Genomic DNA, 21918 nt, shown 5'->3' with positions numbered 1-21918 from the left:
CGCGCCGCGCCCGCCCCCGCCCCCCCCCCCCGGGCCGCCCCCCCCCGGGGGGGGGGCGGCCCCCCCGGGGGGGGCCCCCCCCCCACGACTCGTACCGCGTGGTCAGGATCAGCGGTAACCGGCGGTCACCACGCTGGCCTGCACGGCGTTCTCGACCGCGTCGGACGGATAGCCGGCGACCATCGCCCCCTCGTAGAAGGTGCCGGCGCTCAGGTTGGCACCGCCGTCGGGCTTGCAGCAGTCACCACCGCTGCCCAGGATGATCGCGCCCTGCTTCTTCATCGGGCTGTATCCGGGCGGGAGCGAGCCGTCGTACAGCGTGTAGAGGCTGCCGGCCTGCGCGTCGCTGCCCTTGATGGCGAAGCGGGTGGTGCCGTTGTTCTTCAGCGTCGCGGTGACGAACTTGCTGGCGAACGAGCGTTGGTTCGGGTTCCAGGAGCTGCTGCCGCCCGGGAAGAGACCCCACTCCAGGTCCGCCTGCACCCACGGGCCACTGCCCGAGCAGCCGCCGAACCAGCACTGCTTGCTGAAGTTGATGGCGTCCATCGCCCCGGCGGCGTCGGCCTTGCGGGTGGTCTCACTGTTGCCGTAGTCGAAGCAGCATCCGCTGTTGACGTGGGTGCCGCTGGTGACCATGTACATGCCCTCGGGCGCCGCGCCGGTCGGCACTCCGGTGAGGTGCCCGTCGCGCCAGTAGCTGTTGCCCGGGTTGATGTAGAGCGAGTACGCCTTCGCGCCGCCCACGGTCAGCGACTCCGAGGTGGCGATCGCCGGCTTGCTCTGCGGGGAGCCCGGAACGACGCTCGACCCCTGGTACCAGAGGTCGTTGCCGCGCCCGGACTGGTCGAAGACCACTGTGATCACGCAGGTCGTGCCGGTGCAGAACGAGTCCTGCGTCGCCGCGTTGGCGGTGCCGCCGGTGCCCGTGAGCCCGATGTTGCGGGTCGTGTTGTCCGACGAGCGTCGGACCTGGTAGAGGTTGCCGGCGTACGCCTCGTAGAGCGCCCGCGTGGTGCTGTGCGCCGCGATGCACGGGGTGCCGCCGGAGGCGTAGATGTCGCACGGGCGCGCGCCGGTCGGTGGGTTGGTCGGCGGCGGGGTCGTGGTGGTCGGCGAGGCCCACTGCTGGTTGGTGCCGCCGTTGCAGGCCCAGAGGATGATCTTGGTGCCGTTGGCGGTGCCGGCGGCGTTGGCGTCGAGGCACAGCCCGGACTGCACGCCGGTGATGGTGCCGTTGCTGTTGACGTTCCACTGCTGGTTGTTCTGACCGTTGCAGTCCCAGATGATCACCTGGGTGCCGTTGGTGGTGCCTCGGCCGGAGGCGTCCAGGCACTTGTTGCCGTACACCTGGATCTGCTTGCTCGACGTCCACGTCCAGGTCTGGCCGGCGGCGCCGTTGCAGTCCCAGAGTTGTGTCTGGGTGCCGTTCGTGGTGCTGGAGTTGGGCACTTCGAGGCAGCGGCCGGACGGCGTGCCGACGATGGGGGTGCTCTGCCCGGGCGGGATGGTGGCCGCTGCGGCGGCCCTGGCGGCGAAGGGCGAACTGGCGGGGGTGGTGCCGACGCCGATGCCGACGACGACGAGCACCCCGGCCAGCGCACCGGCCAGGAGGGTCAGACGTCGGACGCGTTGGCGTTTCGGGATGAGGTCGCGGGCTGTTCCTGACCCACTGCGGGACGGGGTTCGCACGAGGTGGCTCCTCGGAGTCGTGGAAGCGCGGGAGATCGTCGACGCGCCACGGGTGGGTGGTGGCGATGGCGAATCGCTGCGAATGGTAGGACCTTTGTTTAATTCATGTCAATGAATGTGGTGTCCGGTGACGCGCTGACTGCCAGGGCCGACAGCCAGCGCGTCACCTGCCCCCGGGACGACTACCGCCCCAGGAGCCGCCAGGTCTGGTTCAACGGGCTGCCCTGGTTCACCGCCCTGCAGGTCCACTGGTGGACCAGCGCGCCGGCCGCCGTGGAGACCGCGTTGACATCGACGCACTTGCCACTGTGCCGGGCGACGAGTTGGTAGTCGTGCGAGTCGTTGCCCGAGTAGGTCACCTTGCGCAGAGCAAACTGCTGGTTGGAACTGTTGAGGCAGGTCCACTGGTGCACCGCCGCGCCGTCGGCGGTGGACACACCGCTGACGTCGAGGCACTTGCCACTCTGCTGGTTGACCACGGTGTAGGTGTTGGCCACGCCAGCGACCGGGACGAAGTTCCAGAGCTGCTGGTCACCGCCGTCGCAGTAGTTCTGCTGTTGGACGTTGCCGTCGGCGGTGCTCAGACCGGCGTTGTTCAAACACTGCTGCGAGTGCTGGGCCACCGCCACTGACTGGAAGCCACCGTCCGAGGGGGGTAGCAGCGTGACGGTGTACGTGTCGGTCTGGTTGGTGTACGGCACGGTCACCGTGGCGTTGTTGTTGGACACCCCGACCACGCTGTTCGAGACAGTGACCGGACCCGCCACGGCACCGCCACCGTTGTGCGGGATGCGTTGGGTGACGACCCGGACCTGGTTGTTCTGCACGATGCCGCTGGTGGTGTCCAGGCGTTGCAGGTTGACGGTCAGGTTCCCGGTGGTACGACCAGCGCCGACCAGCACCTTCGCCACTCCGGCCGTCTTCGTGGCGTACGCGTCGTACGACTGGCTGGGGGTCACCGCGACGATCTCCCCGACCTGGGAGGCGTAGTAGCGGTAGTTCCACCACTCCCCCTTGGGCTGGTGCTGCCCGGCCGAGTTACGGATCAGCAGGTTGCCGAGGTCGTTGTGCAGGCTGCCGCCGCTGGCCCAGTTCGCCCGCAGGCCGTCGGCCCGGGCCCGTTCCAGGCGCGCGATGTACCAGGCGCCGTCGGCCGGGTTCTGCTCGTCGGGCGCGCCGTACTCGTTGATCTGGTACGGACGGGGGTGGGCGATGCCGCGCGGGTCGAGGGTGGCGTTGGCGGCGGCGACGTTGGCGACCGGGTCACCGGGCAGCGAGTGCCAGCTGATGATGTCCGGCACCGTGTTCGTCGAGCGGACGAAGTCGAGGTACTGGTTCCAGAAGGTGTGGTTGGTCGACGGTACGCAGGCGCAGCTCGGCCCGACGATGAGCTGGCTGGGGAACTCCGCCCGGATGCGCTGGTAGGTGCGCCGCCACAGCTCCAGGTACTGGGAGATTGGCCGGTTCCAGAAGATGGTGATGTTCGGTTCGTTCCAGATGTCCCACTGCACCGACAGCCCGGACGCCCGGACGTCGCTGATCAGGCGGGTCAGGAAGTTGTCGTAGTCGGTCCAGTTGCCGTTGTCACCGGGGAAGCGGGAGATCCCGGCGCCGTCGGCACCCCAGAGGTCGTGCGGCAGGATGATGAACTTCCCGCCGAGGGCTGTGGTGCGACGTGCCTGGGCGAGCGTGGAGTTCCAGCGACGGTCGTAGGTGCCGCCGACCCAACCACTGCCCGGCAACTGCGCGCCACCGGCGCGCATGTACTGGAACTTGACGTCCCGGTAGAAGTGGTCGGCCGGACCGCTGGCGTTCTCGGTCATGCCGTAGATCCAGCCGGAGGCGCGGTAGGTCGGCGCACCGTTCGTGGTGGCGAAGTTGACGCTGATCGACTCGTCGGCGGCCTGGGCGGGGGACGGGACGACGGTGACGGCGGCAGCGGCGGCGAGCAGGCCGACGACGAGTCGGGCCACGGACACGCGGGCTCGTCGTGACCGGCCGGGGGACGGGGTTTTCACGGGCGGCTCCTTGGTGGGGCGCGGGGGACGCTCTCCGGAGGGCAGCGCTTGCGAATCGATTCGCACGGATCGTAGGACCGGGGACTGAACGATGTCAATGAAGTGACGCCCCGGTGAAGACCATGTTTCTCAGCGATCTCTCTGAAGCGCCCAACTGACCCTTGACCCCCGGGCATGGCCAGACCTATCTTCGGGCGAACCGATTCGTCGAATCGGTTCGCCTCATGGTTGGGCTGCTCCAACCCGCGACGATCAACCGACAAACCCCACCTGACGATCGATTGAAGTGAGGCACCACATGACCGGATTCAGTCGTCGGCGGCGCCTGGCCGCCGTCGCCGTGATAGCTCTCGCCGCAGTGACGGGCAGCGCCTGCTCGTCGTCCGCCGACGGCCCCGCGGACAGCGGCGGCGCCTACCTCGTCTGGGACCCGTATCCACAGTTCACCGACGACTCCGAGTGGGTGGCGCTGCTCAAGAAGTGCGGCACCGACGCGGGGGTGACGGTCGAGCGGACCGGATACGACACCACCGACCTGACCAACAAGGCGCTGCTCGCCGCCCAGCAGGGAAACTCACCGGACGTCCTGATCGTCGACAACCCGGTCATCTCCACCCTGGCCGAAGCCGGTGCGCTCACCACCACCGACGACAACAAGCTCGACGTCTCAGCCATGGAGAAGAACCTGCTCGGCGCCGGCCAGAGCGACGGCAAGACCTACGGGGTGCCGATCGGGGCGAACACCCTCGCCCTCTACTACAACAAGGATCTGCTCACCGCCGCCGGCGTCGATCCGGCCGCCGTCAAGGACTGGGCCTCACTGACCGCGGCACTGACCAAGGTGAAGGCCAAGGGGAAGAAGGGCATCACCTTCTCCGCGATCGGCACCGAGGAGGGCAGCTTCCAGTTCCTGCCCTGGTTCTGGGGCTCGGGTGCCCAACTGACGAGTCTGGACTCACCGCAGGCGGTTTCCGCGCTGACGCTCTGGACCGACTGGCTCAAGCAGGGCCACGCCCCGAACTCCATCATCAACAACACCCAGACCACGAGTTGGCAGGAGTTCGCCACCGGCGACTACGCGTTCGCCGAGAACGGCACCTGGCAGCTGGCCAACGCGGAGAAGCTCGGCTTCTCGTACGGCACGATCCCGATCCCGGCCAGCGCGGGCGGCCCGGCCCCGGCGCCCACCGGCGGTGAGTTCGTCTCCATTCCGGTGCAGAAGAAGACCGGCCGGTACGCGACGTCGCAGAAGCTCGTGACCTGCCTGACCAACGCCGACAACCTCCTCACCACGGACACCACGCTCTCCTACGTCGCACCCGTCGCCGCTGTGCAGGAACGACAGGCCACAGCGGACCCCAAGCTCAAGGTCTGGGTGGAGGCGGTCCGGGCAGCCAAGGGCCGTACGGGTGACAACCTCGGCACCAAGTACCCGAAGATCTCCGAGGCGCTGTGGACCGCTGTGCAGTCGGCCCTCAGCGGCGGGAAGTCGCCACAGGAGGCCCTGGCCGCCGCGCAGACCGCCGCCACCTCCAGGTAAGTGATCCGAACCGACACCATGCCCTCCACGACCGAGACCACTGCCGTACGAGACCAGGATGGGGCGGCGACCGCCGCCCCATCCGGGCCTCCCCCGTCCCGTGCCCGCCGGCCCAACCGATGGACGGCGTGGGGCTTCCTGGCACCCGTGACGATCTACCTGGCGGCCTTCTACGCCTACCCGCTCTACCGCAATGTCGAGTTGAGCCTGCGCGAGTACACAGTCCGCTCGTTCGTGCAGGGCGGGGCGCCCTTCGCCGGCCTCGACAACTACCGGACGGTCCTGACCGACCCGGCCTTCGGGCCGACGCTGACCCACACGGTGGTCTTCACGGCGGCCTCGCTCGCCTTCCAGTTCACCATCGGCATGGCCCTGGCCCTCTTCTTTCACCAGCACTTCCCGCTGTCGCGCACGCTGCGGGCGCTGATCCTCGTACCGTGGCTGCTGCCACTGATCGTCTCGGCGTCGACCTGGTCGTGGCTGCTCAACAGCGACTCGGGGCTGGTCAACGCGGCGCTCGGCGTCGTCGGGATCGACCCGGTCAACTGGCTCACCTCGCCGGGCTGGTCACTCACCTCGGTGATCATCGCAAACGTCTGGATCGGCATCCCGTTCAACCTGGTGGTGCTCTACAGCGGCCTGCAGGCGATCCCGACCGAGATGTACGAGGCGTCCGCGCTCGACGGCGCGACGGGGTGGCAGCGTTTCTGGGGGATCACCTTCCCGCTGCTGCGTCCCGTCTCCCTGATCACGCTGCTGCTGGGGCTGATCTACACGCTGAAGGTCTTCGACATCATCTGGATCATGACGAAGGGCGGTCCGACCGGCTCCTCGGCAACGCTGGCCACCTGGTCGTACCGGCTCGGCTTCGGCAACCTGCTGCCCGATTTCGGCCCGGGCGCGGCCATCGGGAACCTGCTCATCGTGCTGGCTCTGATCGCCGGCCTGGTCTACATCCGGATCGAGCGGAGGCAGCAGCTGCGATGACCACCTCGACGCCTCGGGCCTGGTGGAAGACCGGCGTCGGCCTGGTGCTGACCGGGCTGATGCTCTTCCCCGTCTACTGGATGATCAATGTGTCCTTCACCCGGGACCAGGACATGCGGGCCAGTCCCCCGCACCTGTTCCCCGTCAACGGCACCCTGGACGGCTACCGGGCGGTGCTCGACCAGCAACTGCCGTACCTCGGCACCAGCTTTCTGGTCGGTCTCGGCACTGTGGTGCTGACCGTGGCGCTGGCGGCCCCCGCCGGCTACGCGCTGGCGAAGCTTCGGCCACCCGGCGGCCCGGCGCTGAGCTTCCTGCTGCTGATCGCGCAGATGATCCCGGGGATCATCATGGCGATGGGTTTCTACGCCATCTACCTCACCCTCGGCGTCCTCAACACGCTGCCCGGCCTGATCCTGGCCGACACGACGCTCGCGGTGCCGTTTGCTGTCCTGATCTTCACGGCCTTCATGTCCGGCATCCCCGACGAGCTGCTCCAGGCCGCCGTGGTCGACGGCGCCGGACGGCTACGGACCTTCTGGTCGGTCGTGCTGCCGGTCAGCCGCAACTCGATCGTCACTGTGTCGCTCTTCGCGTTCCTGTGGTCCTGGTCGGACTTCATCTTCGCCTCGACCCTGGCCGGAGGCGGCGACTACCAGCCGATCACCCTCGGCATCTACCACTACATCGGCAACAACAACCAGCAGTGGAACGCCATCATGGCCACCGCCGTCGTCGCCTCGATCCCCGCCGCCGTCCTGCTGATCCTGGCCCAGCGGTACGTCTCGATGGGCGTGACCGCCGGCGCCGTCAAGGACTGACCAACCGCCGCGGTCCAGGACAGACCACCCGCACCACAGAAAGGCACCCGCCACCCATGACCGTCGCCCCGTCCGGTCCGGAGTTCGGAATCCAGGACATCCCGTTCAGCTACCGCGGATCCTGGTTCAACATCTCCCCGGTGGTAGCCGAGAAGACGTACGCCGACGACCTGCACCTGGTCTCCCACCAGACCGGGATGCACCCCGTGCTGCGACTCACCCCCACTGTCGCCGGCACCACTGTCGTCGCCACGCCCGCACTGCTGACCTGGCGCAACGGGGCCGACCGGATCGAGGCCGTCTACGACGGGCCGGACACCCTGCGGATCCGGGGCCACCGGCTCGGCCTGCAGGTGGCCGCCGCCGCGCACACCCTCACCCCCTTCAGCGGCACCTACCTGTACGCCGACCCGGTCGACGGATCACATGTGTTCACCTCGTACGAGACCGGTCGCCGCTACCGGGTCACGGTGCTCTCCGGCGCTCCGCTGCGGACCCGGGGTGCGCAGGCGCTCGGCACGGCCGACCGCTCCCTTGACCTTTCCGGCGACCAGCCGTGGGAGATCGCGATCGAGGAGTACGCCACCGCCCGCCGCCCGTACGCCGGATCCGTCGCCTTCGAGCAGTTGCGCCGCGACCGGTTCGCGGAGTTCACCGCGTTCGTCGACGCGATCGCGCCCTGGCGCGGCCCGGAGACCCCGGCCGCCGAGCTGGCCGCGTACGTCCTGTGGTCGGCCACTGTCGCCCCGGCCGGCTTCGTCACCCGGCCGGCCGTCCTGATGTCCAAGCACTGGATGGACAAGGTGTGGAGCTGGGACCACTGCTTCAACGCGATCGCCCTGGCGGCCGGCGAGCCGGAGCTGGCCTGGCACCAGTTCCAGTTGCCCTTCGACCACCAGGACGAGACCGGCGCGCTCCCCGACTCGGTCACCCATTCCGAGGTCCTGCACAACTACGTGAAGCCCCCCATCCACGGCTGGGCCCTCCGTCACCTGCGCCGACGCCTTCCCCAGCCGCCGAGCCGGCTGGCGCTGGCGCAGACGTACGACCGGCTCGCCCGCTGGACCGAGTTCTGGCTGGACGCGCGGCGGGCTCCCGGCCACGACCTGCCGCACTATCAGCACGGCAACGACAGCGGTTGGGACAACGCCACCACCTTCGACGAGAACCGGGTCCTGGAGACGGCCGACCTCGCCGCGTTCCTGGTCTCGCAGCTTCGCTGCCTCGCCGACCTCGCCACCGAGCTGGGTGAGCCCGCCGACCGCTGGTGGCAGGAGGCCGACCGGATCCACGGGGCCATGCTGCGCGACCTGTGGGACGGCGAACGCTTCCATGCCCGGGACCCTCACACCGGGCACCGGCGAGCCAGCCGCAGCCTGCTCGACCTGATGCCCGTCGCGCTCGGGGCCGACCTCCCGGCCCCGGTCGCCGCCGCACTGGCGCGCGGCGTCGAGACCCACCTGACCACGCACGGTCTGGCCACCGAGCCGACGGACTCGGCCCACTACCTCGCCGACGGCTACTGGCGGGGCCCGATCTGGGCGCCCTCCACCGTCCTCGTCGAGGACGGCCTGCGCCGGGCCGGGCAGACCAGGATCGCCGACGACATCAGTCGGCGGTTCCTCGCGCTGTGTGAGAAGTCCGGCTTCGCGGAGAACTTCGACGCCGAGACCGGCACCGGGCTGCGGGACCGCGCCTACACCTGGACCGCCAGCAGCTATCTCATCCTCGCCGCCGCCCAGGAGGAGCGGCGGGTCAGGGGCGGGTAACCGGTCGGATCAGCGGCTCCGGACCGGGCCGGTGCTGGAACGCAACGAGATGGGCGGGCTGTACAGGCGGTGTCGTGGCACGGCACCGGGAGCCGCGATGATCTCCAGAAGCAGCGACACCGCCTCGGCGCCCATCTCGACCATCGGCACGTCGGCGGCGGTCAGCGGCGGGCGGAAATCCTCCGCCCAGTGCTGCGCGGCGACTCCGGTGACGGAGAAGTCGCGTGGCACGGACAGCCCGGCGCCGGTCAACGCCCGCTGCATTCCGGGCAGTGCGGCCTCGTTGATGGTGGCCACCGCCGTGACCTCCGGGTGCGTCGCGAGCAGTTGCTCCATACACGCCTCGCCGGAGGCGGTGTCGTCGCCGCTGCAGACCTCCACGCCGGTCAACCCCCGCTCGGCCGCCGCAGTACGGAAGCCGGTCAGCGCGCGATGACTGGGGCCGTACCCGGCGGCCACCAACTCGGCGGACCGGTTCACGAGTGCCACGTGCCGGTGCCCCAGGTCGGCCAGGTGCTGCACGCACCGGGCGATCAGCCCGGCGTAGTCGATGTCGATCCAGCTCATCCCGTGCGGCTCGGCGGTCCGCCCGATGGTGACGAACGGCAGCCCGGCCTTGGTCAGCCGGGTCACCCGGTCATCCGCCAACCGGATCTCCATGAGGACCACGCCGTCCACCCGGCGCCCGGTGACGATCCGCTCGAACGACCGGTCATGGTCGCCACCGGAGGGGGACAGCAGCACGTCGAGGTCGTGGCGGGCGGCGGCTTCGACGACGCTGGCGACGAAGCCGAGCTGCATGTCGGTCAACCGCTGGCTCGCCGGCGGGATGACCAGCCCGAGGGTGCGGGTGCGCCCCTCCTTGAGAGCGCGGGCGCTGGCGTTCGGCCGGTAGTCCAACTCGTCGATGACCGACTGGATCCGTTGCCGGGTCGCCGCCGACACGCTGCGTTTTCCGCTGAGCACGTAGGAAACGGTGCTGCGGGACACCCCCGCCCGGCGAGCGATCTCCCCGATGTTCATCAATCGCCCTCGAATCGACTTTTGCCCCGACACGGGGACGCACCTTGCTCCGCTGACCAGCATATCCGTCCTCAGGCTCATCGATCGATGACCAACGTGTGCCAACTAGCGTCAATAGATGGACGACCATTAATGTCACAGGTATGACGTGTGACGTCAATTCCATCGCCGCACCCCACCCCACCACGCACCCCGAAAGGATCCGATGAACGTGCAGAGAAAGCTGGGTCGCCTGATGGCCGCCGCCGGGACCCTGTTCGTCCTCGTCGTCGGCGCCGGCGCCTACGTGGTCTCGGACGCCCCTGGCGTCGCCCACGCCGCCGGCACCGGTCCATGTGACATCTACGCCTCCGGCGGCACGCCGTGCGTGGCCGCGCACAGCACCACCCGCGCGCTGTACGGCGCGTACAACGGCCCGCTCTACCAGGTCCGACGATCGTCGGACAACACCACCCGCGACGTCGGCGTGCTCAGCGAGGGCGGCTACGCCAACGCCGCCACCCAGGACACGTTCTGCGCCAACACCAACTGCGTCATCACGATCATCTACGACCAGTCCGGCCGCAACAACCGCCTCACCCAGGCGCCCCCCGGCGGCTTCGCCGGCCCCGCCCCCGGCGGTTGGGACAACCTCGCCGACGCGAAGGCGGCCCCGGTCACCGTCGGCGGGCAGAGGGCGTACGGCGTCTACATCGCCCCCGGCACCGGCTACCGCAACAACAACACCAACGGTGTCGCGACCGGCGACCAGCCCGAGGGCATCTACGCGGTCGTCGACGGCACGCACTACAACCAGTGGTGCTGCTTCGACTACGGCAACGCGCAGACCAACAGCCTCGCCGACGAACGCGCCATCATGGAGACCGTCTACTTCGGCGCCAACAAGCAGTGGGGCTACGGGGCCGGGGCCGGCCCCTGGATCATGGCCGACCTGGAGTGGGGGCTGTTCTCCGGCGTCAACGCGGGCTACAACAACATCGCGTCGATCAACCACCGTTTCGTCACCGCCATGGTCAAGGGCGAGCCGAACCACTGGGCGATCCGGGGCGGCAACGCCCAGTCGGGCAGCCTGACGACCTACTTCGACGGGCCACGCCCCAACGGCTACCACCCGATGAAGAAGGAGGGCGCCATCCTGCTCGGCATCGGCGGTGACAACAGCATCACCGGTCGCGGCACCTTCTTCGAGGGCGTACTGACCTCCGGCTACCCGACGGCGGCCACCGAGAACGCCGTCCAGGCCAACATCAACGCCGCCGCCTACGCGCCGACCGGCGGCGGCAACCCGCAACAGACCGTCCAGGTCGTGGGCGGGCAGTCCAGCCGCTGCATCGACGTGCCGAACGCCAGCACCACGAACGGCACCCAGGTCCAGCTCTGGGACTGCATCAGCAACAGCACCGCGCAGCGCTGGACCTACACCGCTGGCAAACAACTCCAGGTGTACGGCAACAAGTGCCTGGACGCCTCCGGCCGAGGCACCACCAACGGCACCCAGGTGATCATCTGGGACTGCAACGGCCAGAACAACCAGCAGTGGAACGTCAACAGCAACGGCACCATCACCAGTGTGCTGTCCGGGCTGTGCCTCGACGCCAACGCCGCCGGCACCGCCAACGGCACCAAGATCATCCTCTGGGCCTGCAACGGCGGCACCAACCAGCAGTGGTCCACCCGTAGCTGACCCACCGCACGATTGATCGGCAGTGCCGCCTCCGCACCACCGCCGGGGGCGGCACTACCGACGGCCTAGTCGCGCCGGATCACCCCCGTCACCTCGTCCAGGGCCGCGATCTCCCGCCGGACGCCCGCGCCCCAGGTGGCGTAACTCGGGTCGGTCTCGTCGGGCACCCGCGGGTAGCGGACCTCGTACGCGTCCCCGAGGTCCCGGCCCAGGCTGTCGACCAGCTTGTCGTCCCACTCGTCATCCGTGTGCTGGTGGCGCGACACCTGCACCAGCCCTGCGGGTTCGTGCGCGGCGAACCACCAACAGAGCTGACAGCCGATCAGGTGGACGGCTCTGCCAGCCGCTCCAGCCGCGCCAGACCATCCCAGCCACGCTCGCGCATCAGATCCAGCAGTCGCTGCACCCGCGGGTCCGCCTCGACGGCCAACGCGTCCAGAAGGTCGAACGGTAGATCGTCCTGCGCCACCTCACCGAGGTCGATCTCGCCGGAGCGGTAGGCCTGCTCGGCGAGGCTCGCCAGGATGTCGGCGGCCTCCACCAGAGACGCGTCGTCGCTGGTGTCGCTGTCGAAGATCTCCGACAGGATCCGATAGAGCCGAATGAGTTGCGGGTCGTCGAGCTGCGCGATCTTGCTGGGCATCCATTCGCGGACCCGTTCGGGCCAGCGGGCCGACATCAGGATCCAGCTGTCCCGCTCACCCGACACCACCCGCTCGGAGACGCCGATGTCCCGGAGCCGGTCGAGGTAGGCGGTCACCTCCGGCGCGAGCGCCAGACGATCCCCGGCGGCGAGTTGCGCGATCTGCTTCCGGCTGGTCTCCAGTCGTGCGATCTCGTCGCCCAGTTGCCTGTCGATCTCCTCGACCGCGGCCGCGAAGGTCGACGCGTCGGCCTCCAGCATCTGACCGATCTGGGACAGCGGCACGCCGGCGTTGGCGAGAATCCGGATCCTGATGAGGGACACCACCGCCCCTGCGCTGTACCGCCGGTAGCCCGAGGCGTCCCGCTCGGGCTCCGGCAGCAGGCCGATCTGGTGGTAGTGCCGTACCGCCCGCACCGTGACGCCGGCGTACGCCGCGAGTTGACTGATCGTCAGCATGTCCTGATCCTGCCCCTCGAGTCGCTCGGCCCCCCTCGAATCGCGCTCAGGAGATCTTGCGACGGTAGGTCAGGTTGGCGAAGAGGTAGGCCACCACGAGGATGCCGACGCACCAGGCGAGGGCGGTCCAGATGCCCGATCCGACCGGCTTCTGCGCGAAGAGGTCGCGGATCGCGTTGACAATGGCGGTCACCGGCTGGTGCTCCGCGAAGGCGCGCACCGGGCCGGGCATCGACGCGGTGGGCACGAAGGCCGAGCTGACGAACGGCAGGAAGACCAGGGGGTACGAGAAGGCGCTCGCGCCGTCCACCGACTGGGCGGTCAGGCCGGGAATGATGGCGATCCAGGTCAGCGCCAGGGTGAACAGCACCAGGATGCCGGCCACGGCGAGCCACCCCAGCACGCTCGTCCCGGTGCGGAAGCCCATGAGCAGGGCGACGAGGACGACGACGACCAACGAGATCAGGTTGGCGACCAGTGAGGTCAGCACGTGCGCCCAGAGCACCGAGGATCGTGCGATCGGCATGGACTGGAACCGTTCGAAGATGCCGCCCTGCATGTCCAGGAAGAGCCGGAAGGCGGTGTACGAGATGCCCGAGGCGATCGTGATGAGCAGGATGCCGGGGAGCAGATAGTTCACGTACGAGTCGGAGCCGGTCTCGATCGCGCCGCCGAAGACGTAGACGAACAGCAACATGAAGGCGATCGGCATGACGGCGGTGGTGATGATGGTGTCCGGGCTGCGGGCGATGTGACGCAGTGAGCGTCCCAGCAGAACCGTGGTGTCGCCGAGGAAGTGCCTGTTCATCGTTGTTCCTTCTCGGTCTTGGCGCCAACGAGGGTGAGGAAGACGTCCTCGAGGGTCGGCTGCTTCTCGACGTACTCGATCTCGGCGGGTGGCAGGAGCTGCTTGAGCTCGTCGAGGGTGCCGTTCACGATGATTCGTCCCTCGTGGAGGATCGCGATCCGGTCGGCGAGTTGTTCGGCCTCGTCCAGGTACTGGGTGGTGAGCAGCACCGTCGTGCCGCCACGGGCGAGTTCCTTGATCGCCTGCCACACCTCGATACGCGCCTCCGGGTCCAGCCCCGTCGTCGGCTCGTCGAGGAAGATGACCGGCGGGTTCCCGATCAGGCTCATCGCGATGTCGAGACGGCGACGCATGCCGCCGGAGTACGTCCGCACCCTCCGGGCGCCCGCTTCGGTCAGCGAGAAGCGCCTCAGCAGGTCGTCCGCGATCGAACCGGGCTCCTTGAGGTGGCGCAGTCGGGCGACCAGGATCAGGTTCTCCCGCCCGGTGAGGATCTCGTCGACCGCCGCGAACTGCCCGGTGAGACTGATCGACTGCCGTACGTCGGCGGCCTGGGTCGTCACGTCGAAGCCGGCGACCCGGGCTGTCCCGCCGTCGGCCCGCAGGAGCGTGGCCAGGATCCTCACCACTGTGGTCTTGCCGGCACCGTTGGAGCCGAGCAGGGCGAAGATGCTGCCCCGCGCGACGTCGATGTCGACGCCACGCAGCACTTTGAGCTGCTTGAACGACTTCTCCAGACCAAGCACGTGGATCGCGGCCTGCTCGGTCTGAGCTGTTGTGTGCGAATTGCTCATGGCGGCAGCATGGAGGGTTGACGCAGCGTCAAGGTCAAGCCCGATGGCCCGGCGACGCGCGGGCGACCCTGACTCTTAACTCCGATGTCACCACCCGATCCCACTGGTGACGTGTCGCTGTCCACCCGAAGGAGTTGGCTGCCAGTCGTCGCACTTGCCTTGACCAGGAGTTGATCCACGTGCCTTCGTCTCGTCGTACCTTCCTCGCCAGCGGCGCCGCCGCCGGTGTCGGCCTTGCGGTCGCGGGCGGCCTGCCGTCCCTGGCCCAGGCCAGCCCGGCCCGGCCGCACCCGCCGGTGAAGCCCGGTAACGTGCCCTTCCCGCCGCTCGTGGACGACCCCAAGGGAATCCTGGCCCTGCCCAAGGGCTTCAGCTACACCATCGTCACCCGGACCGGTGTGACCCGGCTCGACCGCGGCCAGGGCCCCACCCCGTCGGACCACGACGGCATGGCCGTCTACGACGCCGGCCACGGTCGGTACACCCTGATCCAGAACCACGAGATCGACCCGGGCGCCGAGTTCGGCGTACCGCATGTCAAGGGAACGGTCTACGACGCGGGTGCCGTCGACGCCGGCGGTTGCACCGTGATCAGGACCGACCTAGCGGGCCGCAACCTGGGTGAGTTTGTGGCGCTCTCCGGCACCATCTCCAACTGCGCCGGCGGGCCGACCCCCTGGGGCACCTGGCTCACCTGTGAGGAGACCGAGGACCGGGCCGGTGACAAGTGGGAAGAGGGCGGCCGGTCCGGCGTCTACCAGAAGGACCACGGCTACGTCTTCGAGGTGTGGGCCGACGGCAGCGCGGACCCGCGGCCGATCAAGTGTCTGGGCCGCTACTCCCACGAGGCGCTGGCCGTCGACAAGGACCGCACTCGGATCTACCTCTCCGAGGACGCCGACGAGCCCAACGGCCTCTTCTACCGCTGGACGGCGCCACACGGCGTCAAGGTCGGTCCGGGCGTGCTCACCCGCCTCGCACCGAACGCGGGCGTCCTCGCCGCGATGCAGATCATCATGGATGACGGTTCGGTGCTGCCGGACGTCGCCTACCTGACCTCCGCCCAGCTGGGCCGCCCCTTCCCGGTCCGCTGGATCGAGGTGCCGGACCGCGACGCGCGCACCAGGTCGGTACGCGAGCAGTTCGCCGACGGCCAGGTCACCCGCGGACGCAAGTTCGAGGGCGTGTGGGCCACCGACGAGGGCGTGTACGTGGTCAACTCGTACGCCTGGGACGAGGGTGACCTGCCGGCGGACGCGGCACCGCACGACGGAATGGTCTGGTTCTACAACTTCAAGGACCAGACCATCCAGCTCGTGACCTACTTCCCGCACCAGACCCAGTCCGAGGAGGGCACGCCGGTCAAGTACACCGACCTCACCTTCGACGGCCCGGACAACGTGACGGTCACCCCGTGGGGAAGCCTCGTGCTCGCCGAGGACGGGTCCGGTGCCTCGCACGTGCTCAGCACGATCCCGGGCGGGCCCACGTACGCGATCGCCCGTAACCAGCTCAACGACTCGGAGTTCTGCGGGCCGACCTTCAGCGCGGACGGCAAGGTGCTCTTCGTCAACATGCAGGACCCGGGCCTCACCCTGGCCATCACCGGTCCGTGGGAGAAGTACCTGGGCTGACCGAGCTCGAACGCGGGGGGCCAGGCGGGCTTGCCTGGCCCCCATCAGGCTCGGCCGCGGTCAGGAGACGCGCGGCAACGCCAGCCAGTCCTGCCAGGTGATGTCGCGGCCCAGACAGCGGGGCTGGCGGAACGGCCAGTCCGCGGCGATCCACTGCGGCACCAGCGCGTCGACCGCGGCCTCCACCTCGCTGCCCACCAGGTCGTCCACCACCCACCAGGAGACCTCGGCGTCGGAGCCGGTGCGCTCCGGCGGGTCGACGTAGACGCAGCCGAGGATCGCCGTCTCCCCCTCGTCCAGCAACGCGTAGTTGAACGACTGGTGCGCGGCTATCTCCTTCTCGTGCCGCAGCAGGTCGACGCGGTCCTCTTCGTAGGTCATCGTCTCGCTGGGCCACGCCCAGGCCGGTCCGAAGATCTCCCACAGGCGCTCGCGGGAGCCCATCACGGCGGGGTAGTCGAGCGGGGTGTCCGCCTCGCGGATCGGCCGCAGATGCAACGCGGTGTCAGGCACCGGCACGTGGACGGGGTGGACGAACTCCTCGGGCAGCCAGGTCATGAGGGCCGAGACTAGCCCTCCGGCCGGAGCCCGGCCACCTAGTCGAGGCAGAACTCGTTACCCTCGACGTCCTGCATGTTGAGGCACGACTCGTTCTCGTCGTCGGCGAGCAACAGCTGCCCGCGTACCGCGCCGAGCGGAACCAGTCGCGCGCATTCGGCCTCAAGGGCGGCCAGGCGCTCTTCGCCCACCAGCCCGGTGCCCACCCGCACGTCGAGGTGCACCCGGTTCTTGACGACCTTGCCCTCGGGCACTCGCTGGAAATACAGTCGCGGGCCCACCCCCGAAGGGTCACTGCACGCGAACCACGAACCCTGCTCCTCGGATTTGACATCTTCCCAGGTAGCGAACCCCTCCGGGGGCGGCGGCGGGAGGTACCCCAACACCTCGCACCAGAAACGACCGACGCGCACAGGCTCGGCGCAGTCGAAGGTCACTTGGAACTGCTTGACGGACATCCGTTCACCTTATGGGTCGTGCCGACTTCGCTATTTTCCCGGTACCTCCGCCGGAATGAACCCGGTCTGCTAACGCTGCCAGGGCGTCACGCTGGCCAGCAGCACAGTGGCGACCACATAATCCTCCCGCAGAGCACCAGTGCCACGACGAACAGCGGGATTGCTCGCACAGCGTTGCCTCTCTCCTCAGGCGGTCGGGGTCCAGATCGAGACCCGGCCGCTCCAACAGGCCATGAGCGTCGCGGTCGTGATGCATTGCGTCGGCGGGGAGGCGGCGCGGCCCAGCACGTGCACCGTTCCGGTCGCGGGGTCGAGCGCGCCGATCAGCGGCGTCCGGGCGGCGGTGACCAGGAGGTCACCGGCGGCGGTACTGCCGAGCACCGACCAGCCGTCGAAGCGCACGTCGACCCGCCCGGTCGCGGCGTCGAGAACCAGGCCGCCCGGCGTGGACCGGGTGGCGAGCATGCGGCCGTCGGCGAGCGGGCCCAGCGCGGTCCAGCCGGCCAGCCGCCACCGCACGCCGCCGGTGTCCGGGTCCAGCGCTGTGACGCCGTCGGCGCCGGTGCGGCACACCAGGCCGCCGCACCACTGGAGCTGAACACCGTCGGGCTCGGCCGGGTGCTGCCACAGCTGCCGGCCGGTCGTCAGGTCGAACACGGCGCTGCCCACCAGCTCCCCCTGGTCGGCCCGGTACGTCAGCACCCGCTCCGCGGCAACGTCGAAGCCGTCGACCTTCCCGGGCCGCTCAAGCGTGACGGTCCGCACGAGCGCGCCGGTGTCGGCGCGATGCACTCGCAGTACCCCTTCGGCGTCGAGCTCGGCGATTGTGACGCGCAGGTCGGCCGCATCGGAGCCGACCGGGTCGATGGCCCGGGTGGCGCCGGCAGGGTCCAGCGCACCGTACCGGTGCGGATGTCGATGCCGGCCAGGTCGGGCCGGTCGGCGCGGGTGCCGCGGAGGTCGGCTACGACGACACCGTCGGCGCCGGCCGTGCCGTGCAGGACCGGTGCGTAGCCGCCGACCTGCCACACCGGCGCGCCGGTGGCGGCGTTCAGCGCGGTGAGCGTGGCCGGCTCGGCCTCGGCGATCACCACCCGGCCCCGTTCGGCGGCGACGAGCTGCGCGACGCCGGTGACCGGTACGGCCCACCGCTGCCGGCCGCCGGGCACCTCGTAGGCAGCGACGACGGACGGGGCCAGCACGAAGACGGTGTGGCCGTCGGAGCGGACGTCGACGGTACCGTCGGGCGGCAGGACCAGCGAAGGCTTCAACGGTGCCGCAGCTTCGGCCCCCGCCCGCGAACGCCAGCACGCCGACGGCCACCAGGGCCGGGAGCCAGCGCCTCGTCCCGGGCGGGGCAGGGTCGGCGGTGGCGTCCAGGTCGATCAGGCCGGCGGACGGCATGCGGTCAGCGTCTCACGAACCGGATGTGTTGGACCCGGTGCGGCATTTCGTCTCGTGTGGACATCGGGGTCGACCATTATCGTGACCTGCGCCGAAACGATGAAAATGGCTCAGTTTTTGCTTCGTGGCCTGGGCGTCGCCCGTGCGCCTGAGTGCTTGAGTAGGACCACCCCGCCGGCGAGGAAGATGGCGCCGAGAAGCACCCCGACGAGGTTGCTCTGGGACAGGCTGGAGACGATCGCCAGTACGCCCACGACGGTCGCCACCACGCCGAGGATTCGCATCGTGTAGCCACCGACAGACTTGACCCGTTCATTCGTCATGGCGTGCCTTCTGCCCGACGCGCCGATCCCGCAAACGGAGCGGCGTGGCTACGCTCACTCCACCTTGGTGAGAAGCGGCTTCCCCTTCTCGACGACGTACGTGGCCAACTCGACCGCGATACCGTCGCCAACGTTGCGTGCCTGGTGGTGCACACCGTAGGGGACGGTCAGCGCGTCGCCGGGGTGGCACACCATGGGTGGCTGCCCCTCGAGCCGATATTCCAGCGTTCCCTGCAGAACGCAGATGATTTCCTCGCCGGGGTGGAAATGCTTGAACGGTGGCGAATCCGGTGTGAACTCCACCCGAGTCTGAATGACCTCTCGCCCGGGGATGCTGAGGTCGTGCCGTTGCAGATCGATCCGCCACAACCCTGGTGCTGACTCCACCGCTGTGGGGCTGATCCCCGCAGGTCGATCCTTGGTGCTCATGACAGCCTCCTGTAAGCCGTCGGGCCGACGGCCACTACTCGGATGTGGTGCATCCCCATCGAGGATAGGTAGCCGCAGCCGATTAGGAGCGCGGATGCCGACACGGAGGGCCGACTCCGCGAAGCCGGTCTGCGCCCGGCCCGTAATCGGCTTGTGTTGATTCCCGAGGGCTGCTTCGCTGTGGCCCGTGACCGAGCTTCGTACGCCGCGACTGCGCCTGCACCCCATCGACAGTGCGGAGGGTGAACGCATCGTCGAGCGGCGTGCCGCGGCCGAGGATGACTGGGCTGAGGACTTCCCTTTCGACGGCGACATCCGCGGCATCAGAGGCTTTCTCGCCGCCACCGCCGCCCACGGCGACCGACGTCCATTCGGACACTACCGGATCACCCGGGCCTCCGACGGAAAGGCCATCGGAGGAATCGGGTTCAAGGGTCAGCCGGAGAACGGATGCATCGAGGTGGGTTACGGCCTTTCCCCGTCAGCCCGGGGAAACGGCTACGCGGCGGAGGCGCTCACCGCCCTGCTCGACCTCGCAACCGCACACGGACTGTCCCGCGTTGTCGCCGAGACCACCGGCGACAACGTCGCTTCTCGGCGGACCCTCGAACACGCCGGCTTCCGGCACAGCGGCACCAACGACGATCTCTACCGGTACGAGGTACTTCTCGGCGCCGTTCAGCGACCGACCCCGACGCGGTAACCCGATCCCCCAACGGCCCACGGCAGCCGGGTTCACCGACGGGGCAGCAGCCCTCGTTCGGTCATGTGGGCGCGCAACGTCTCGGCGTCCTCGGCGGACATCAGCCAGCGCGGAATCACGGTCGCCGGCATCCGGCCGACGTACACGACCCAGAAATCTCCGGCGTCCCGAACCTGGCCGACCCCGTCCCAGGCGATGCCGCCGGACTCCGAGCCGCTGCGCATCATGATGTTGTCGTCGGTGATGTCGTAGGCACCCTCGACGGCGTAGTTACCGGAGCGGCGTCGTGCGCGTGCCAGCACCCACGGCCGGTACAGCATCGACAGCACGCCAGCCACGAGCAGCGCGGTCCACAGCGGCGAACTCCGCTCGCCCCATCCGAACCCCCGCGAGACGGCGAGACCGATGACACCGACCGCCGTCAGGACCGCGCCGATGTAGCCGAATCTGCGTAGCCGAACATTGCCGAGCGCGGCGGCCACCCGGCTCGGGTAGGCGGGATCGGCGGGGACGTCAAAGCGGATGTGCACGCCAGAACGATAGTGCTCCCGTCCGCCCCTGGTAGCGCCTTACCTCCGCCCCGCGGGATGAGGCCATGCCGTGCCGCGCCGTCTCCGGCTGGCCAGGGCCGACCAGACATTGACACTGTTCGTTGCGCCGGTGATAGTGACTGCATTCAGCTCCCATCGGATCGCCTGTGGGGACCGCGGCCGGATGGCCGACGCGCCCACGTCGACCTGACCCGTGGCCAGCGCTGACCACCCTGGTCGAGGCGCGAACGAACGACCGCCGCCGGGAGCGCCACCGTGACGTGCGCTGGAGGGTCAATGAGAAGGCGATCGAAGATCCACGCGGGGCTGGCGGCCGCCATCGTCCCGGTCACCTCCGTGATCATGGCGCTCGGCGGGACACCGGCGTCCGCCGCCATCGGCGGCTCCGGCCCCTACCCCGCCGACTACGAAACCTCGGCCACCCTGGCCAATCACACCATTTTCCGACCGCAGACCCTCCCGTCCGAACGCCTGCCCATCGTCGTGTGGGGCAACGGCGGCTGCTCGGCCAACGGCCTCTCCCAGGGCAACTTCCTCCGCGAGATCGCCTCCCACGGCTTCCTCGCCATCGCCAACGGCGCCCCGAACGGGTCCGGCTCCACCACCTCCCAGATGCTCACCCAGTCCATCGACTGGGCGGTCGCGGAGAACTCCCGGCAGGGCAGCAAGTACTACAACAAGATCGACACGAGCAAGGTCGCCGTCGCGGGCTTCTCCTGCGGAGGCCTGGAGGCGTACGCCGTCTCGAACGACCCGCGCGTCACCACGACCGGCATCTTCAGCAGCGGTCTGCTGAACGACGCCGACGACTATCAGCTCAGGAGACTGACCAAGCCGATCGCCTACTTTGTCGGCGGGCCCAGCGACATCGCCTACCCGAACGCCATTGACGACTGGGGCAAGCTGCCCGCCGGCCTGCCCGCGTTCATGGGCAACCTGAACGTCGGGCATGGCGGCACCTACGACCAGGCCAACGGCGGCGAGTTCGGCCGGGTGGCGACTCTCTACTTCAAGTGGCGACTGAAGGGCGACGCCACCGCCGGCCGCAACTTCGTCGGCGCCGACTGCGGTCTGTGCCGTAGCCAGTGGAGCGTCCAGCAGAAGAACCTGACGCTCGACGACGGCACGCCACCTCCCACCACGCCACCTCCGACCACGCCACCTCCGACCACGCCGCCGCCGACGACACCGCCGCCGACCGGCACCCCCGGCTGCACCGCTGTCTACTCCGTCCAGGACCAGTGGAACGGCGGATTCGTCGCCAACGTCAGCGTCACCGCGGGATCCACAGCGCTGACCGGCTGGCGGGTCACCCTCACCCTGCCGAGCGGCGCGTCGGTCAGCTCGCTCTGGAACGGCCTCAGCAGCGGCACCAGCGGGACCATCACCGTCGCCAACCAGAGCTACAACGGGAGACTGGCCGCAGGTCAGGCCACCAGCTTCGGATTCCAGGGCGCCGGCAGCGGCACCGGAGCCACAGCGAGTTGCACCGGAAGCTGACGCCCGGGCAGATTGAGTCGTGGGGGGGGGGGGGGGGCCCCCCCCCCCCCCCCCCCGGGGGGGGGGGGGCCGGGGGGGGGGGGGGGGGGGGGCCCGGGGGGCTGTGTGGGCTGGGGGGGGAGC

22 protein-coding genes are annotated in these 21918 nt (G+C 69.2%); 8 read left to right on the top strand and 14 right to left on the bottom strand.

The genetic code is table 11. The features are described from left to right. Positions 1–108 precede the first annotated feature (108 nt). Both ACFYPG_RS18010 and ACFYPG_RS18005 read right to left on the bottom strand, forming a co-directional pair. Complete coding sequence (locus ACFYPG_RS18010) at positions 109–1689, bottom strand: arabinofuranosidase catalytic domain-containing protein (RefSeq protein ID WP_387352913.1); 1581 nt, start codon at positions 1687–1689, stop codon at positions 109–111. Between the two features lie 182 nt (positions 1690–1871). Further along, positions 1872–3668, bottom strand: a complete 1797-nt coding sequence (locus ACFYPG_RS18005; protein WP_355006939.1) for an RICIN domain-containing protein — start codon at positions 3666–3668, stop codon at positions 1872–1874. 337 nt (positions 3669–4005) lie between these two features. Here ACFYPG_RS18005 and ACFYPG_RS18000 point away from each other — a divergent pair, with 337 nt between their 5' ends. From ACFYPG_RS18000 to ACFYPG_RS17985, 4 genes are all read left to right on the top strand, one after another. Continuing rightward, positions 4006–5247 carry an extracellular solute-binding protein gene (locus tag ACFYPG_RS18000; RefSeq protein ID WP_387352911.1) on the top strand — a complete coding sequence of 414 codons (1242 nt, stop codon included), beginning with the start codon at positions 4006–4008 and terminating at the stop codon, positions 5245–5247. Positions 5248–5394: 147 nt separating this feature from the next. Beyond that, positions 5395–6234 carry a sugar ABC transporter permease gene (locus ACFYPG_RS17995; RefSeq protein ID WP_355006941.1) on the top strand — a complete coding sequence of 280 codons (840 nt, stop codon included), beginning with the start codon at positions 5395–5397 and terminating at the stop codon, positions 6232–6234. Further along, positions 6231–7055, top strand: coding sequence for a carbohydrate ABC transporter permease (locus ACFYPG_RS17990; protein ID WP_357232106.1), 825 nt, complete (start codon positions 6231–6233; stop codon positions 7053–7055). Before ACFYPG_RS17995 ends, ACFYPG_RS17990 begins: the two co-directional genes overlap by 4 nt. A gap of 56 nt (positions 7056–7111) precedes the next feature. Next, positions 7112–8824 (top strand): trehalase family glycosidase, encoded by a 1713-nt coding sequence (locus ACFYPG_RS17985; RefSeq protein ID WP_387352908.1) that lies wholly within the window; start codon positions 7112–7114, stop codon positions 8822–8824. Positions 8825–8833: 9 nt separating this feature from the next. Here ACFYPG_RS17985 and ACFYPG_RS17980 read toward each other — a convergent pair whose 3' ends face one another. Continuing rightward, complete coding sequence (locus tag ACFYPG_RS17980) at positions 8834–9847, bottom strand: LacI family DNA-binding transcriptional regulator (RefSeq protein WP_387352906.1); 1014 nt, start codon at positions 9845–9847, stop codon at positions 8834–8836. Between the two features lie 205 nt (positions 9848–10052). On the opposite strand from ACFYPG_RS17980, the gene ACFYPG_RS17975 reads away from it, so the two are divergent. Continuing rightward, on the top strand, positions 10053–11531 hold the full coding sequence (locus tag ACFYPG_RS17975; protein ID WP_387352904.1) for an arabinofuranosidase catalytic domain-containing protein: 1479 nt from the start codon (positions 10053–10055) through the stop codon (positions 11529–11531). A 65-nt stretch (positions 11532–11596) separates the two neighbouring features. On the opposite strand, the gene ACFYPG_RS17970 is transcribed toward ACFYPG_RS17975, so the two are convergent. From ACFYPG_RS17970 to ACFYPG_RS17955, 4 genes are read right to left on the bottom strand one after another with little or no spacing between them, the layout of a single operon-like run. Continuing rightward, positions 11597–11797: a hypothetical protein gene (locus ACFYPG_RS17970; protein ID WP_387352902.1), complete on the bottom strand. Its 201-nt coding sequence runs from the start codon at positions 11795–11797 to the stop codon at positions 11597–11599. A 56-nt stretch (positions 11798–11853) separates the two neighbouring features. Next, positions 11854–12633, bottom strand: a complete 780-nt coding sequence (locus tag ACFYPG_RS17965) for a MerR family transcriptional regulator (RefSeq protein ID WP_387352900.1) — start codon at positions 12631–12633, stop codon at positions 11854–11856. Between the two features lie 46 nt (positions 12634–12679). Continuing rightward, a complete protein-coding gene (locus ACFYPG_RS17960; protein ID WP_355006948.1) occupies positions 12680–13441 on the bottom strand; it encodes an ABC transporter permease in 762 nt (253 codons plus the stop codon). Beyond that, the gene (locus tag ACFYPG_RS17955; RefSeq protein ID WP_387352898.1) at positions 13438–14235 is read right to left on the bottom strand and encodes an ABC transporter ATP-binding protein; all 798 of its coding nucleotides are present in this window, start codon (positions 14233–14235) and stop codon (positions 13438–13440) included. Before ACFYPG_RS17955 ends, ACFYPG_RS17960 begins: the two co-directional genes overlap by 4 nt. Before the next feature lie 179 nt (positions 14236–14414). Here ACFYPG_RS17955 and ACFYPG_RS17950 point away from each other — a divergent pair, with 179 nt between their 5' ends. Beyond that, positions 14415–15869, top strand: coding sequence for an alkaline phosphatase PhoX (locus tag ACFYPG_RS17950; RefSeq protein WP_387352896.1), 1455 nt, complete (start codon positions 14415–14417; stop codon positions 15867–15869). Positions 15870–15929: 60 nt separating this feature from the next. On the opposite strand, the gene ACFYPG_RS17945 is transcribed toward ACFYPG_RS17950, so the two are convergent. The 6 genes from ACFYPG_RS17945 to ACFYPG_RS17920 form a co-directional block, all read right to left on the bottom strand. After that, positions 15930–16427: an N-acetyltransferase gene (locus tag ACFYPG_RS17945; RefSeq protein WP_387352894.1), complete on the bottom strand. Its 498-nt coding sequence runs from the start codon at positions 16425–16427 to the stop codon at positions 15930–15932. A gap of 38 nt (positions 16428–16465) precedes the next feature. Then, positions 16466–16885, bottom strand: coding sequence for a VOC family protein (locus tag ACFYPG_RS17940; RefSeq protein WP_387352893.1), 420 nt, complete (start codon positions 16883–16885; stop codon positions 16466–16468). Between the two features lie 186 nt (positions 16886–17071). Further along, positions 17072–17650 (bottom strand): PQQ-binding-like beta-propeller repeat protein, encoded by a 579-nt coding sequence (locus tag ACFYPG_RS17935; RefSeq protein WP_387352891.1) that lies wholly within the window; start codon positions 17648–17650, stop codon positions 17072–17074. After that, positions 17581–18156, bottom strand: coding sequence for a PQQ-binding-like beta-propeller repeat protein (locus ACFYPG_RS17930; RefSeq protein ID WP_387352889.1), 576 nt, complete (start codon positions 18154–18156; stop codon positions 17581–17583). The genes ACFYPG_RS17935 and ACFYPG_RS17930 overlap by 70 nt, the downstream gene beginning before the upstream one ends. Before the next feature lie 243 nt (positions 18157–18399). Beyond that, entirely contained in the window at positions 18400–18612 is a 213-nt protein-coding gene (locus ACFYPG_RS17925; RefSeq protein ID WP_387352887.1) for a DUF308 domain-containing protein, read from the bottom strand. Positions 18613–18666: 54 nt separating this feature from the next. Next, complete coding sequence (locus ACFYPG_RS17920; RefSeq protein ID WP_387352885.1) at positions 18667–19041, bottom strand: cupin domain-containing protein; 375 nt, start codon at positions 19039–19041, stop codon at positions 18667–18669. A gap of 187 nt (positions 19042–19228) precedes the next feature. Here ACFYPG_RS17920 and ACFYPG_RS17915 point away from each other — a divergent pair, with 187 nt between their 5' ends. Further along, positions 19229–19744, top strand: coding sequence for a GNAT family N-acetyltransferase (locus ACFYPG_RS17915; RefSeq protein ID WP_387352883.1), 516 nt, complete (start codon positions 19229–19231; stop codon positions 19742–19744). A gap of 32 nt (positions 19745–19776) precedes the next feature. Here the strand turns inward: ACFYPG_RS17915 and ACFYPG_RS17910 are convergent, their stop codons facing one another. After that, a complete protein-coding gene (locus ACFYPG_RS17910) occupies positions 19777–20274 on the bottom strand; it encodes a YcxB family protein (protein WP_387352882.1) in 498 nt (165 codons plus the stop codon). A 297-nt stretch (positions 20275–20571) separates the two neighbouring features. Here ACFYPG_RS17910 and ACFYPG_RS17905 point away from each other — a divergent pair, with 297 nt between their 5' ends. Beyond that, the gene (locus ACFYPG_RS17905; RefSeq protein WP_387352880.1) at positions 20572–21795 is read left to right on the top strand and encodes a cellulose binding domain-containing protein; all 1224 of its coding nucleotides are present in this window, start codon (positions 20572–20574) and stop codon (positions 21793–21795) included. The last annotated feature ends 123 nt before the right edge of the window (positions 21796–21918 follow it).

Source organism: Micromonospora sp. NPDC005553, assembly GCF_042871765.1.
Classification (GTDB): domain Bacteria; phylum Actinomycetota; class Actinomycetes; order Mycobacteriales; family Micromonosporaceae; genus Micromonospora.
The sequence above is the reverse complement of the archived record's forward strand: the minus strand, read 5'-3'. Positions and strand labels throughout refer to the sequence as shown.

Excerpts from the sequence above, each read along its gene's own strand:
- ACFYPG_RS17955 (WP_387352898.1), bottom strand. The coding sequence starts at position 14,235 with ATGAGCAATTCGCACACAACAGCTCAGACCGAGCAGGCCGCGATCCAC.
- ACFYPG_RS17980 (WP_387352906.1), bottom strand. The coding sequence starts at position 9,847 with ATGAACATCGGGGAGATCGCTCGCCGGGCGGGGGTGTCCCGCAGCACC.
- ACFYPG_RS17945 (WP_387352894.1), bottom strand. The coding sequence starts at position 16,427 with ATGACCTGGCTGCCCGAGGAGTTCGTCCACCCCGTCCACGTGCCGGTG.
- ACFYPG_RS18000 (WP_387352911.1), top strand. The coding sequence starts at position 4,006 with ATGACCGGATTCAGTCGTCGGCGGCGCCTGGCCGCCGTCGCCGTGATA.
- ACFYPG_RS17905 (WP_387352880.1), top strand. The coding sequence starts at position 20,572 with ATGAGAAGGCGATCGAAGATCCACGCGGGGCTGGCGGCCGCCATCGTC.
- ACFYPG_RS17925 (WP_387352887.1), bottom strand. The coding sequence starts at position 18,612 with ATGACGAATGAACGGGTCAAGTCTGTCGGTGGCTACACGATGCGAATC.
- ACFYPG_RS17960 (WP_355006948.1), bottom strand. The coding sequence starts at position 13,441 with ATGAACAGGCACTTCCTCGGCGACACCACGGTTCTGCTGGGACGCTCA.
- ACFYPG_RS17975 (WP_387352904.1), top strand. The coding sequence starts at position 10,053 with ATGAACGTGCAGAGAAAGCTGGGTCGCCTGATGGCCGCCGCCGGGACC.
- ACFYPG_RS17920 (WP_387352885.1), bottom strand. The coding sequence starts at position 19,041 with ATGAGCACCAAGGATCGACCTGCGGGGATCAGCCCCACAGCGGTGGAG.
- ACFYPG_RS17940 (WP_387352893.1), bottom strand. The coding sequence starts at position 16,885 with ATGTCCGTCAAGCAGTTCCAAGTGACCTTCGACTGCGCCGAGCCTGTG.
- ACFYPG_RS17965 (WP_387352900.1), bottom strand. The coding sequence starts at position 12,633 with ATGCTGACGATCAGTCAACTCGCGGCGTACGCCGGCGTCACGGTGCGG.
- ACFYPG_RS17990 (WP_357232106.1), top strand. The coding sequence starts at position 6,231 with ATGACCACCTCGACGCCTCGGGCCTGGTGGAAGACCGGCGTCGGCCTG.
- ACFYPG_RS17985 (WP_387352908.1), top strand. The coding sequence starts at position 7,112 with ATGACCGTCGCCCCGTCCGGTCCGGAGTTCGGAATCCAGGACATCCCG.